At 40.9% G+C, this 12,993-nt stretch carries 13 protein-coding genes; 5 read left to right on the forward strand and 8 right to left on the reverse strand.

Going from position 1 to position 12,993, the window contains the following annotated elements; translation table 11 throughout:
• Positions 1–64: 64 nt before the first annotated feature.
• The 6 genes from ACQFX9_RS13475 to ACQFX9_RS13500 form a co-directional block, all read right to left on the reverse strand.
• Entirely contained in the window at positions 65–196 is a 132-nt protein-coding gene (locus ACQFX9_RS13475; protein ID WP_264082501.1) for a hypothetical protein, read from the reverse strand.
• Positions 197–307: 111 nt separating this feature from the next.
• Positions 308–439 (reverse strand): hypothetical protein, encoded by a 132-nt coding sequence (locus tag ACQFX9_RS13480; protein WP_264082502.1) that lies wholly within the window; start codon positions 437–439, stop codon positions 308–310.
• Positions 440–550: 111 nt separating this feature from the next.
• Positions 551–2,491 carry a lasso peptide isopeptide bond-forming cyclase gene (locus ACQFX9_RS13485; RefSeq protein WP_427162466.1) on the reverse strand — a complete coding sequence of 647 codons (1,941 nt, stop codon included), beginning with the start codon at positions 2,489–2,491 and terminating at the stop codon, positions 551–553.
• A complete protein-coding gene (locus ACQFX9_RS13490; RefSeq protein ID WP_427162467.1) occupies positions 2,488–2,922 on the reverse strand; it encodes a lasso peptide biosynthesis B2 protein in 435 nt (144 codons plus the stop codon). The genes ACQFX9_RS13485 and ACQFX9_RS13490 overlap by 4 nt, the downstream gene beginning before the upstream one ends.
• Positions 2,906–3,211, reverse strand: a complete 306-nt coding sequence (locus ACQFX9_RS13495; protein WP_427162468.1) for a PqqD family peptide modification chaperone — start codon at positions 3,209–3,211, stop codon at positions 2,906–2,908. The genes ACQFX9_RS13490 and ACQFX9_RS13495 overlap by 17 nt, the downstream gene beginning before the upstream one ends.
• 662 nt (positions 3,212–3,873) lie before the next feature.
• A complete protein-coding gene (locus tag ACQFX9_RS13500; RefSeq protein ID WP_427162469.1) occupies positions 3,874–4,773 on the reverse strand; it encodes a DUF1186 domain-containing protein in 900 nt (299 codons plus the stop codon).
• A 180-nt stretch (positions 4,774–4,953) separates the two neighbouring features.
• Between ACQFX9_RS13500 and ACQFX9_RS13505 the strand changes: the two genes are divergently transcribed.
• The 3 genes from ACQFX9_RS13505 to ACQFX9_RS13515 all read left to right on the forward strand — a co-directional run bounded on the left by ACQFX9_RS13505 (position 4,954) and on the right by ACQFX9_RS13515 (position 8,942).
• On the forward strand, positions 4,954–5,376 hold the full coding sequence (locus ACQFX9_RS13505) for a hypothetical protein (protein ID WP_427162470.1): 423 nt from the start codon (positions 4,954–4,956) through the stop codon (positions 5,374–5,376).
• Between the two features lie 17 nt (positions 5,377–5,393).
• Positions 5,394–8,165 carry a tetratricopeptide repeat protein gene (locus ACQFX9_RS13510; protein WP_427162471.1) on the forward strand — a complete coding sequence of 924 codons (2,772 nt, stop codon included), beginning with the start codon at positions 5,394–5,396 and terminating at the stop codon, positions 8,163–8,165.
• 414 nt (positions 8,166–8,579) lie between these two features.
• On the forward strand, positions 8,580–8,942 hold the full coding sequence (locus ACQFX9_RS13515) for a DUF4288 domain-containing protein (protein WP_427162472.1): 363 nt from the start codon (positions 8,580–8,582) through the stop codon (positions 8,940–8,942).
• A gap of 95 nt (positions 8,943–9,037) precedes the next feature.
• On the opposite strand, the gene ACQFX9_RS13520 is transcribed toward ACQFX9_RS13515, so the two are convergent.
• Entirely contained in the window at positions 9,038–9,388 is a 351-nt protein-coding gene (locus ACQFX9_RS13520) for a hypothetical protein (protein WP_427162473.1), read from the reverse strand.
• A gap of 307 nt (positions 9,389–9,695) precedes the next feature.
• Between ACQFX9_RS13520 and ACQFX9_RS13525 the strand changes: the two genes are divergently transcribed.
• Positions 9,696–10,625 (forward strand): DMT family transporter, encoded by a 930-nt coding sequence (locus ACQFX9_RS13525; protein WP_427162474.1) that lies wholly within the window; start codon positions 9,696–9,698, stop codon positions 10,623–10,625.
• Positions 10,626–10,850: 225 nt separating this feature from the next.
• Positions 10,851–11,597: a DUF6683 family protein gene (locus ACQFX9_RS13530; protein WP_427162475.1), complete on the forward strand. Its 747-nt coding sequence runs from the start codon at positions 10,851–10,853 to the stop codon at positions 11,595–11,597.
• Positions 11,598–12,104: 507 nt separating this feature from the next.
• Here the strand turns inward: ACQFX9_RS13530 and ACQFX9_RS13535 are convergent.
• Positions 12,105–12,959, reverse strand: coding sequence for a hypothetical protein (locus tag ACQFX9_RS13535; RefSeq protein WP_427162476.1), 855 nt, complete (start codon positions 12,957–12,959; stop codon positions 12,105–12,107).
• Positions 12,960–12,993 lie beyond the last annotated feature (34 nt).

Consider the following 12,993-nt stretch of genomic DNA (forward strand, 5'->3'; position numbering starts at 1 on the left):
TCGGTATCAGTCTAGGAAGTTTGTCTGGGGATAAAATTAGTGAGTCATCCTCAGACAGAGTCCTCTAAGCGTCACTTACACCAGCAACGCCAAAGTCATCAGACGCGCCTAGTTTTTTAGGCTTTACTTGTTCTGTGATGGCTTCAACATTACCGTAGACAGTGACAGTAGGTGCTGTCCAAACTTTCTTATTCATGAACTCTACTCCTCTTTGTAAATTAAGTGAATTTGCACGCTAATTAGGGAAACACGCTCATCATCATAGGGATGTGCGATACCTTAGTCAAGCCATCCTAGTTAGATATAACTAGGGATCGCTCACACCGGGAACACCGAAATCGTCAGAACTGCCCAATTTTTTGGGTTTGACTTGCTCTGTAATGGCTTCGATGTTGCCATAAATTTTGACAGCAGGGGCTGTCCAAACTTTCTTATTCATTGCATCAGTTCCTCAAAAGTGAGTGACTTTGTTAATCACTAGAGGTTTTAGATAAAACCCCTAGTGGCTAATTCGTAATTTTTCATGTTTCTCCTGAGAGTGAATGTATGACTAGATTGCGGTCACTCCTGATTGCTTCATCCATAAAGCTAAGTTGACAGCAACGAAAATATCTACTGATTCTGCATCTGCGGTATTAGGTTCAGCAATATAACGAGAATATGCTGTTTTAAGGGCAGGTATATTTACATACTTTTCTATCAGATGGGATTCTTGAAAAATAACTTGCTCTAGAGTGGCTTTTTCATCTCCCAAAAGTCTCAGACGGAAGTTAGCACCGAGATTACCTTTACCTTGTCGCCACTGTACTTCCCTGGGTAAAATTCCTGCCATTGCTCTGCGTAAAATTGAGCGTGTCCAGCCTTTGTGTAGTTTTTGACTGGAGGGTATAGCTAGACAAAATTCGATCAAACGGCGATCGCAAAATGGATGACGAGCTTCTAAACCAAAGGCGGCGGCGGTTTTATCTAACCATTGCAAAGCATAGCGCACTGAACCATTATTCAGTGATAACCAATGGGCTTCCCTCGCAGAAATGGAAGATTTTTGATCCATTAAAGATTTAACTGTTTCGCTTTGAATACGTTCCGCCATCTTTACTTGTTGGGCAAAGTCTGGATTGAGTAAGCTAAGAGACTCTGTTAAATAATTATCTCCTTGGTAATTACCGCGTACTTTTTGGATGACTCCCACAACTGATTCTGGAACAACCGACTTCAAACCGTAGTTCCAAAAGACATGACGGGTTGATTTGCGCCATACCTTGGCTAAAGTCTTGCTTTCTTCGAGCAATTTCAGCCATTGAAAAGAAGCGGCTAACTCAGATAAGTATTGAAATCCATAGGTAATTGTTGTATCTCCATCAATACCTGTGAATAGGACTCGCACATTCTGCTCGGATGCAGCTTTAAATACAGCCCAATCCATATAGAAATTTGGTGCGGGGATGGGTTCTTCACCATACCAATAAACTTGGTCTACATCCATCAAAGGACTTAATTGATCTGCATGGATGTGGTGAGGTTGATAGCCACCTTGGGCTAAAACCGCCGCCATGTAAGGACGCTCATCAATTTTGGGTGAGATTTCCGCCAAACTCGGAAAAATAGCTGAGAAGGTATGTAATTTGTGTCTACCTCCAGGGGCTAATAATTGTCTGGCTGTACAAGCAATGGATGAGGAATCTAAACCACCACTGAGGGTTGAACCGATGGGGAAAGCACTCCGCAGTCTACAGTTGACGGCTTCAATAAAAATTTCTCGAAAAGCTTCTACATACTGCTCATCTGAAGATAATCGGATTTCATAGTTTAAATCAGGAGACCAATAGGACTTAATTTCACTCCGATGGGGATTGATAATTAAACTTTCTGCGGCTCTGAGTTCTCGAATCTCACTGTAGAATGAGTCTTCTTTGCGACCACAAAAGAGGATTTTGGCCAGATAATCTGCAACCATTGCTTCGTTAATCTGACAGGGGACACCAGGAAAGGTCAACAAAGCTTTAATTTCCGAGGCGAAGATCAATGTTTGCCCAAACCTATAGTAATAGAAGGGTTTAACCCCCATTGCATCCCTAGCACAAAATAGCTGCTGCTGATGCTGATCCCAAATTGCAAAAGCAAAATCACCAATGAGATATCTGGGACAATATTCACCCCATTTTTCATAGGCGGCTAATATTAAATAACTATCGGTGATTTTTTCGGCGGGATAATGCTGAATTTGCAATGCAGAGATTAATTCATCACGGTTATCAATTCTCACGTCGGCTGTGAGAACTAAATTTCCGGTGGAATTGAGCATGGGTAACTTCTCTTGCAAAGACTCAGGAGTAGTCCACAGCATTCGATGACCCAAACCGATAGACTCAGAAAACCAGATATCCGCCCCATCTAGACCACGATGAGCGATCGCATCTACCATGAGGGTAAGTTGTTCACGGTCTACTGGTTTTCCATTGAGATGGTAGATCCCCACAATCCCACTCATAATAAACTCCTTGGCAAAGTTGGCAAGGGTGTGTAGGATGACAGATTACTCAAAGAGCCTATGATCACTTTTCCTTGGTGTTCTAGCCAAGCATGAGCTTTGAGTTTTCCTTCCTCATCTTTGGTAACTCCTATGCGGAGTTCCGGCGCATCACCCCGTTGATTCATCAAAACTTGGCAAGTCAAAGCACGGGCTAAACATTTAGCTCCTGGTATAAAATTAGTGCTGACATCAACAGCCCAAATAATTTTATGCACAGGAGTTAGTGAAGCTTTAGGGTTTGGTTGACTTATCCGATCTAGAATCCGTCTTAGGATGCTAAATGGTAGTAACCACAATCCCCCATTGACTAACCCTAATAAAATCAAAGTCTTAATCAACAAATAACGATTGCAATGATTAAGGCGCAAAAACTTAAACAGGCGCGTCATTATGAATATTGATCAATCCCTTAGCAGCTAAATCTTCTAGTAGAACCCTAACTTCGCGATCGCATATTTCCGGTTCTACATCATACTCCACCAATAAAGCCGCTTGAATTTCCTTCACCGTTTTGGGAACTTGAATCAGATTCCAGACGCTAGCCCCTACTTGATTCAAACCATAATAAACTCCTGATTTGATATCCAGTATGACTGCTTCCCCCTGTAGTTCTGAGTAAACCTGCTCTTTACTCACCTCTACCCTGGAATGCTCAGATATTATTAGCTGTACTGACATTTTTATTCCAGTGAAATTACTTACATCTAGCCTTGATTAATCTCTCGATAATATATAACACCTCATAGTAAACACTGCTATGTCCAAACAGTATCTTTACTCATTGTTTTTATAAACTCTAGCTTTATGAAGTTGTCGTAAAGCTAATATCAAAAATCATATGTTTTTTGTAAGTAAGCGATGCCAAATCTGCCAACCATAAGTATTTGCAGCCAGAGTGTGTGGGTAAAAACTTATCGTTTTCGTCAATATATCTTATGGAGGATATTAGTATCAAACTCAACACACTGTTAGATATAAAAATACATTAGCAAGATTTAATTAATGTATATGAATAACATTACCTATATTAGCGAGATTGTGCGTTTTCAGACTCTTGTATACTATCTTGTTTATGTTTTTGGCAGGTATAGAGTGGGAAGCACATCCTAAGCTAATCGTCATTCATTTTTCCAGACTGATTCGCTTGTAGTAAGGGCTTTAGCCCTGGCTTTATGCAACTTAAATGCTGATTAGCCTACCACTTATACCAATTTTCTATGAAGTTGCGCCAAATAAATGATGTAGAGACGTTGCATACAACGTCTCTACAGTACAGAATAAAGTGCATCTATGGCTACGTCAGGCAAGCTACATCAAGAAACGGTATTAGCTCATACAATTCATTTTTTTTTCTGAGAGCGATTCTTTTTACGAGACTGTTCCTGCATTTTTCTTTTCTTCTTAGAAGTAGCCTTAGTCTTAGATTGTTTAGTCTTCATTAAAGTAAGAATTTCTGGGATAATAAAATTATCATCAAAGCCTCGTGATGTTTGTTGCTGTTGGAAACAAGACCAGTTTTCCATCTCGGAAATCACATTTTCAATAAATGAATAATGTGGATTTTCTTGCAGTTTATTTATAGACATTTCTATGCCAATTTCTAAAGCATCATTGACATCATTTTGATCAACAAACCATAAGTCAATTAAATCTTCTGCAAAAGCTTGATCAATTTCTTCCTTAAGCTCAATAGCACAAATTAACGCGCTATTACTGACTAAATCAGTCCAAATATAATCAGAATCTTCTCCCTTTAAGGTAGAAAATAATTTGCCATAATATTCTATGACTTCTGCTCTAGAAATAACTCCTTGAGCTACCAACACTAATAATGAACCTAAAGCAGCACCCCTGACGTATACATCAGCGTTGGGATTTTCTATTAGTTGTTTTACTGGCTCAATATCTCCACCACTAACAGAAGCTAGTATCCTAGCTAAATCCTCAGTGACTATATCACCTGTTACGTCTAATGCGGCTTCTCCTGGTACTGAGAAAAACTTGATAATTACAGGGTATGCTAAAGGTTCTCTAAATTGCGCGAGTAAATATAAGGCGTAAATGTGGAAAATATAGTCTTCTTTTGCTAATAACTCTTCGAGGTTATTACTCAAATTTTCTAAGGTCGATAATAATACAGGAGTGATAGCTTCTCTTTCTTCAATAGCTCTTTCTAAAGCTAATCTAGGAAAAGTCCCAGTGTTGTTTTCTAGTTCGGCTAAAATTTCTGCTAGTTGCATCTGTCAAAAATTAGTATTCAGTAGAGATAGATTCTTTAAACTGGCATAGTTCATGTGTTCTGTCGAAGATACGACCGAATACATAACTAACAAAAATCGAATGATGGCCAGAATTGTGACGTATATATAAATACGCTACCATGAGCTTGTATAACTAGCTGTAGTTAATCTCGTAAATTCATGGATATCGCTTTAGTAGTGAAACTTCTCGCTCCGTGTCTACCATTTCTGTTGAATAAAGTTGCAGAAGGCGCATCGCTGAAAGTTGGTGAGGATGTTTGGAATAAAGCCAAGGCGATTTGGGGGAAACTTCAGCCTAAAGTAGAGGCAAAGGAAGCAGCCAAAGAAGCTGCTACAGATGTCGCTCAAAATCCAGACGATGAAGCTTTAAGAACTTGTTTGCAAGTGCAACTCAAAAAGATATTGGATGCTGATACATCACTGGCGGAGGAAATAGCCAAGATTTTGCAAGAAACAAAATCTAATGATGGCTCTGTTAGCCTCAACGCGCAATCTTACGACGAAAGTATACAGGTAAATACAGCAGGTGATGTTAATCAGCCACACTATGACTTTAGCAGAAATATCAACAGCCCAAAGTAACTAACCACATTGCTGTTTTGGGTACTGCACAGCAAGAAATAGTGGAGTGGCTAGAACGCAGTACCAAAGCAGAATCACCGGGGGTTCTCAAAGCTGGGAATCCTGGTAAAAGTTTGGCTTATTGGCAAGGACGAAGCACAGAAATTGCCCAAATACAGCAATGGTTAACTGATGACAATATCTTTTTAATTGGTATAGAAGGCATCGGTGGTACAGGTAAATCAACACTGGCGACGAAAATTTATGATGAAATTGCAGGTTTCCCCAAGCGATTTTGGGCAGATGTCAGTAATGGGGCAGGTTTTAGCGATTTAGCCAGAGAAGTATTAACACAGTTCGGTTTTCGTGTACCAGAACAAGAAGTGCAGTTAGTCGAAGCCTTAGTTAAATGCTTGCGTTCTGGGAAATTTTTACTGATTATTGACAACCTGGAAAGGTTATTACAACCTGATAGGCAATGGGGGAGTTTATTTTACGGTGAGTTCTTCCAAGCATGGATAGAATCTGGTAGTAATAGTAAGGTGCTAGTCACCACCAGGGAAAGACCAGAAGTAAAAGGCTTTGCATGGCTACCCTTGAAAGGTTTACAAGTAGATGAAGGGGTGGCACTGTTAACAGCATTGGGCATTAGAGGGAATTTAAAAGAGTTTGTCGAATTAGTAGATGGGCATCCCTTATTGTTGAGATTGGTAGCAGACTTATTAAAGGAAGAATATTCACAAGACCCTAATTTAAGCAGATTAGCAGATTTAGGCTTGGGGAATTTGCGGCAGTTGTTGACAGATCCTCAAGTGGTGGGTGTGCATCGCCGGGAAAATGTGGGGATGGTTTTGGTGTTGGATGCCAGTTTTGCAAGATTGAGTGAGTTACAAAAAGCGTTATTGCTGAATATTAGTGTGTATCGTGGTGCGGTTGACAGTGCAGCAGCAGTGGCAGTGTTGCCGGGAAACTCAGAACCAGAGATTGAGGGAGAATTGCGGAATCTGGTGAAGCGTTCTTTGTTGGTAGAACAACTCAATGGGAAGCGGCGATTTGGGTTTCAGCCTGTGGTGTGGGAGTATGTGCGGTATAAAGCAGGTGATCAGACACAGGCGCATCAACGAGCTATTGATTATTATCGCTCAATTGCTAAACAACCACCTTGGACAATAAAAGATAATGTTAAAGAATACTTGGAAATCTTTCATCACTGTTATCAGTTGCAAGATTATGACTCTGCTTTTGATGCGCTTCGGTTTTGCGATGAATTTTTAACCTTGCGCGGTTATTACATTGACAGCGTAGAATTATATGGGCAGTTGGTGAGTAAATGGGCAGAAATTGGCGATAGAGAAAATTGGAATTATCGGGCTTCTCTCACTTCATTAGGCAGTGCTTACTATTCCCTGGGAGAGTACCAACGGGCGATTGACTTCCACCAGCAGTCTTTGGAAATATCAAGGGAGATAGGCGATCGCAATGGCTTTGGTAATTCCTTGGGCAATTTAGGCAATGCTTACTTTTCCTTGGGAGAGTACCAACGGGCGATAGAGTTCTACCAGCAGTCTTTGGAAATATTTAGGGAAATAGGCGATCGCAATGGCTTTGGTAATTCCTTAATCTGTTTAGGCAATGCTTACTTTTCCCTGGGAGAGTGCCAACGGGCGATAGAGTTCTACCAGCAGTCTTTGGAAATATTTAAGGAAATAGGCGATCGCAATGGCTTTGGTAATTTCTTGGGCAATTTAGGCAATGCTTACGACTCCCTGGGACAGCACCAACGAGCGATTGACTTCCACCAGCAGTCTTTGGAAATATTTAAGGAAATAGGCGATCGCAATTCTGAAGGTAAATCCTTGTGCAATTTAGGCAATGCTTACTTTTCCCTTGGAGAGTACCAACGGGTGATAGAGTTGTTCCAACAGTCTTTGGAAATATTTAAGGAAATAGGCGATCACAATGGCTTTGGTAATTCCTTGGGAAATTTAGGCAGTGTTTACTATTCCCTGGGAGAGTATCAACGGGCGATTGACTTCCACCAGCAGTCTTTAGAAATATTTAGGGAAATAGGCTATCGCAATAGCGTTGGTAGTTCCTTGGGAAATTTAGGCAATGCTTACAATTCCCTGGGAGAGTACCAACGGGCGATTGACTTCCACCAGCAGTCTTTGGAAATATTCAGGGAGATAGGCGATCGCAATTCTGAAGGTAAATCCTTAATGAATTTAGGTAATGCTTACTTATCCTTGGGGCAATACCCACAGGCGATTGAGTTCTTCCAAAAGTCTTTGGACATCGCTAGAGAAATTGGTGATCGCAATTCTGAAGGTAAATCCTTAGCTAATTTAGGTGCTGCTTACTTAAACCAGGGGCAATACCCACAGGCGATTGAGTTCTTCCAGCAGTCTTTAGCCATCGCGAGGGAAATTGGCGATCGCTATACACAAGGCTTATCCTTAATGAATTTAGGTAATGCTTACAACTACCTGGGAGAGTACCAACAGGCGATTGAGTTCTACCAGCAGTCTTTAGTCATTGCTAGGGATATTGGCGATATTCGAGGGGAAGCAACAGCCTGGTTTAATTTAGGTTTGACATTACAAAACGTCAACCGAGAATCAGACGCGCTAGGTACTTATTGCAATGCCCGTGAACTATATCAGAAAATGGGACTCGATGCTCATGTGCAACGTTGCAATGATGCCATTGAGCGTCTTTCTCAACCACAAACGCCTGTAGTTACTCGCCGTGGTTTTTGGGCGTGGTTGCGGCGGTTGTGGCGTTGGCTTCGCTCTTGGTTGCGGCGGTGAAACAGTTCGCTATTCATGAAAAAATAATAACTCAGCTATTTTCTCGCTATATGCTGCACAAATATCTACCAAAACCACTAGCTTGTCTGTTAACTATAGGATGACTGGTACAACCTATTGCTGCTCATTCCCAGACTCTAACCTATAATGACAACTATGCAAGCTTATCTCAGCAATCCTTCCTAATCAGCCAATTTAGACCAGGGGATAGTTGTGAAGCTAACGACAACTTAAGTTTATCTGCTGATACTTTTATTAGTGTGTGCCGAAAAGCATCAATTAGGCGTGAGTTTCCCAGCGAGTTTTTGAAATCCTATTTAGAAGATATCAAGAACAACAAGTCTGCTATTGGTAAAAAAGCTTGGAAGTTATTGAATGATGGCAGATTCAAAAAATAACTTTGGAGAATATTAAATGACACTTGAAAGCGTAAATAAAAAAGAATCTTTCTACATTGCTATTATTCTCTACAAATCATCTTCTGATGCACCAGATTATAAATCTTTATACCAAGAAAGCTTTGTTTTAATTAAAGCCACTTCTCTAGAAGCAGCAAAAGCCAAGGCTTTGAATCATGGTAAAAATGAGAGTGTCAGCTATAAAAATGAAAATGGAGAAACTATTACTTGGTCGTTGCAACAAGTAATAGATGTTAACTCAGTTTTGGATGATGATTTTAATGCTTCTGAAGATGGCGTTGATTTATATGCTCGCCATTTTCGTAATTATGAGGCTTACCAATCATTTGAACCTTTATTGTCTAACGAACCGTTGTAGAATTTTATCATTAATTGATTTCTCCCCAATCCCCAATCCCCAGTCCCCAGCGAAGCACTGAGCTTGTCGAAGTGTCCCCAATCCCCAAAAACAAACTACCAATTTTTCCCAAGTAGGGATTCAAACTCGACTTGTAAGGCTTGAATATCTGCTAGTCTGGCGACGAGAATATTATCATTTCCCGCATCCGTTAACCGTGCTTTCCAATAATTGATAGTTTCCGAATTATTTACCCAGAACTGCACAACAGTATCTATCACCTGCTCTGTATTCCAGCCCCATTTTAACGGTACTGGCTCGACAGATTCTAGTAATGCGTCGAGGGTACATTTATGAGTCCCTAAATATTCAATGGCTGGGGGCTGTGGTGTTTGCAGGCTTTGCTGTTGGTGATTGAAAAACTGCAAAACTGGAGACACGCCAACAATGTCAAAGGTATATTTCATGGTATTCCTCCCGACAACTAGGCAAAAGTAAAAGGCAAAATTTCCAAGAAAAAATACTTATATGTGGTTGCTTTACTTATGCCATGTTGTTTTAGATTTTGTAGATGTTTTTAGTTATGTTGTAACCTAAATATCACCTGGGAAAATCAGATTTTTTACCTAATTTATTAGGCGTTAAAATTTTTTGACAATTTAGCACTTGCTAGGTTTGAGTGCTAAATTTTTATGCAATTGTTTGAGGTATTATTAAAGAGTTTCCGGCATAAATTTAGGGAGATATTTCATTTTTAATAATTCTTTAAGTTTTATGGTTGCTGATGGCACAGGTGAATTAGCAGCTTTATTGGCTGCGGCTTTATGGGCTGTGGCTTCGGTGGTGTATGGGATTGTGGGGCAAAGGATTCCACCTTTACAGTTAAATGTCATTAAGGGGATAGTCGCGATCGCCTGTCTAATTCTGACTATCATATTCACTAGAGAAGCCTTTCCGATTTCTGCACCTATACCCATCTTGCTGCTGTGTTTGAGTGGAGTAATTGGTATTGGTTGGGGCGATACGGCATTTTTAGCAGCAATTAATCACTTAGGGGCGCGGCGGGTTTTACTCATCGGCACTCTTTCCCCTCCCGTAACTGCGATCGCTGCTAATCTAGTTTTACGAGAACAACTGCATCTGAGTGCATGGTGCGGAATTCTATTGACTATCCTGGGAGTCGCTTGGGTAATTACAGAACGCGTTCCTGGCGATGGTGAACTTTCACCGACACACCTGAGAATAGGTATCGGCTTTGCTTTATTAGCAACCATCACTAACGCTATGGGGACAATTATTTCCCGTGCAGCTTTGACTAGCGGAAGTGTCAACCCCTTATGGGCGGCTTTATTGCGTTTGAGCGCGGCGGAAGTGATTTTATTGCCGTGGGTGTGGCTACAGAGGAAAAATCAAGAATTGTCCTATCCCTACTGGCAATCAAGACGAGTAATTTTTGCTACTTGCTTCGCTGCTTTTTGCGGTACTTATTTAGGGATTTGGTTACAACAAATAGCAATTAAATTCACCGTGGCGGGAATTGCTTCCACACTTTTACAGACAAGTCCGTTATTTGTGATCCCCATTGCTATATTGATGGGCGAAAAAGTGAGTTGGCGAGCGATCGCAGGTGTGATCATTGCGATCGGGGGAATTGCATTGTTATTTTATCTTCAAGGAATTGTAAATCAAGCTGTAGGTGCGTAGAGGAGAAGTTGACATTCTCCTGACAACTTAAGCAATAAATGAAACAACAGAGAATATCAAAGCAGGTGATGACGTTCCACCAACCGTAGTGATCTTTTTTGGCATCCCTTGTGGTAAAAAGTAAAGTTGTGTAGGGCGTAACAGTTAAATAGTAAGTGTGAAAAATGACACTGTCATGATCAAGTTTTCAACTGTGTAAATTCCAAAGCTCATACAGGAGAAGCCATGAATCTATCCATCAAAGTCATACTCACTACCGCCCTTGTTGCGGTTGTCTCTGCTAAACCTGCTTTAGCCCAGTTTGGCGCACCTAGTAGTCTCAGTTTCAGCAACATGAACGCCTACCTCAGCGTTCAGAAGAACGCTGCACTGGTGCGTCAAACTCAGTCAAATCTCAACAGTATCAATCGGCGCAACAACAGCAACCAGAACGCTCAAGCCACCGCCCGCACTCAAGCCCAAAACACCCCAAAAACCAGCTTTCGCCCTGTCCCGCAACGCTTGCTAGTGACGCAATTCGCCCGCAGCTTGAGTAATGACCCTGCTATAGTACGCCAGTCAACCCTAGCCTTCACTGAGGGCTTCAAAGCCTTTGAGGAAGAAGCCCGGCGTTTGGGTCGCCCCAACAACGTGGCCATGGCGTTCACCTACTTGGTGGGGGTTTGTTACATGGTTCACTACGGAGAAGAACCCAGCGAAGCCGCGTTGATGAACCTCCAAGCCAACAGTGACGCGGCCTTTGGTGCCTCGTCGGCCTTCAAAGCACTGAACAGCCAAGAACGCCAAAAACTTTATGAGACCTTCGTGCTGATGGCAACCCTACCTTTGGCGGGCTACACAGTAGCAACCGAGCAGAATGACCAAGAATTGCTCAGTACCTACCGCGAGATTGCTGGGGTAGCCTTAGAAACTGCCCTGGGAGTGCGCCCAGATCGGTTGCGGTTCACGGCGACGGGGTTAGAACTGCGCTAGAAGCTAATAGGGGGAATGTCTTCAAGTAAAACCCTGATTTTTTTCTTGAGGCATAAGCTATGCTGACTTTTCACGTTATGTGGAAAAGTTAACTTAACACATAACCCCCTTCCCTACTAGGCTATCCATTACCCGGATCTTTCTCAACATTTACGATAGTCTTTATGCTTTTTCTAACCCTGATTAAGTAGATCAACGGAAAAGCTTCTAAGTATGTAACAAACAGTTAAACACAAGAATGAGGGTTAAATTTCAATACAGTTCAGTTAAGAATAAATGTAGGTTGGGTTGTAGCTTGCTTCCCCGTAGGGGTACGAAGTGAAACCCAACAAATCAGCAAAAATGTTGGGTTTCGTTCCTCAACCCAACCTACAAGGTTTAAGGTTTTTGACGCTAACTGAACGGTATTGGGTTAAATCTAACACGTTGTGTAATGTAGTTACCCTTGGATGCCTTAGCTTGAGCTACGTTTTTTTTTGAACACGAAAATAATAGCTCTCTTACTTACTAAATTTTAAATAAATTTCGGAAATTAGTGTCTGCATTAATAACATATTTTAACCTAAGTAATCGCTGATAAAATTCAGCTTTTTTCGTCAACTTATTAATTACTTTTTTGCTCAATGAAAGTTGAGGATGTTCGATTTCTCTGTGCATATCAAAGTATTTTCTCGTATTTTCGAGAGCAGATTTATTGGTTTTAATTCTGACTTGTTCAATATTATCCTTGAAAAAGGGAATTACATCTTCACGGAAAAATCCCATATTCATGCCGACTTTAGCGGCTGCTAATCCCATCGCAAAGCCTTCACCGTGATAAATGCCTCTCATTTCAAAAAAGTAAGAAATGCTCTGCCAAAGTTCAAAAAATTCCTTTTCTAATCCCTCCTGTCTTCTCATAACAAACATAAATTCGTGCAACCATTGTACTTCTTTTAGATCAACATTTAATTTTGTAGCGGCTTCTTGGATGGTTTGAATTTCCTGTTTACTAGTCATATTTTGCATATGACTAAGCAAGTTACAACCTGCTCTTGCACTGATGCCTAAAGGCCAATTCATTTCTTCTACAAAGGTATCTAAAATTCGCACATCAGCATCTAAAAACATACAACTCTCAAAGAGGGAGAGAGCCTTATCTAGTACAAAACGTTTATCATGATATCCTTTGACACTTTTAAGTTTGTGCTTGAATCCAATAACGTGAGGACAGTCTTGAAAATCTTCTGGCTGATCAGTTAAGACGCATAAATTTATATTGGGGGTATATTGCTGTATGTCTTGGGCAAGCATTCTTGTATGCTTACGATATCTTTCACCCACTGCTAATGTGCAGAAGCAGAAATCTTTAGATTCATTCATATAAAATCACAAAACTTATTAATCATGTGATTCT

The organism is Aliinostoc sp. HNIBRCY26 (assembly GCF_050235535.1).
Taxonomy (GTDB): Bacteria; Cyanobacteriota; Cyanobacteriia; order Cyanobacteriales; family Nostocaceae; genus Trichormus.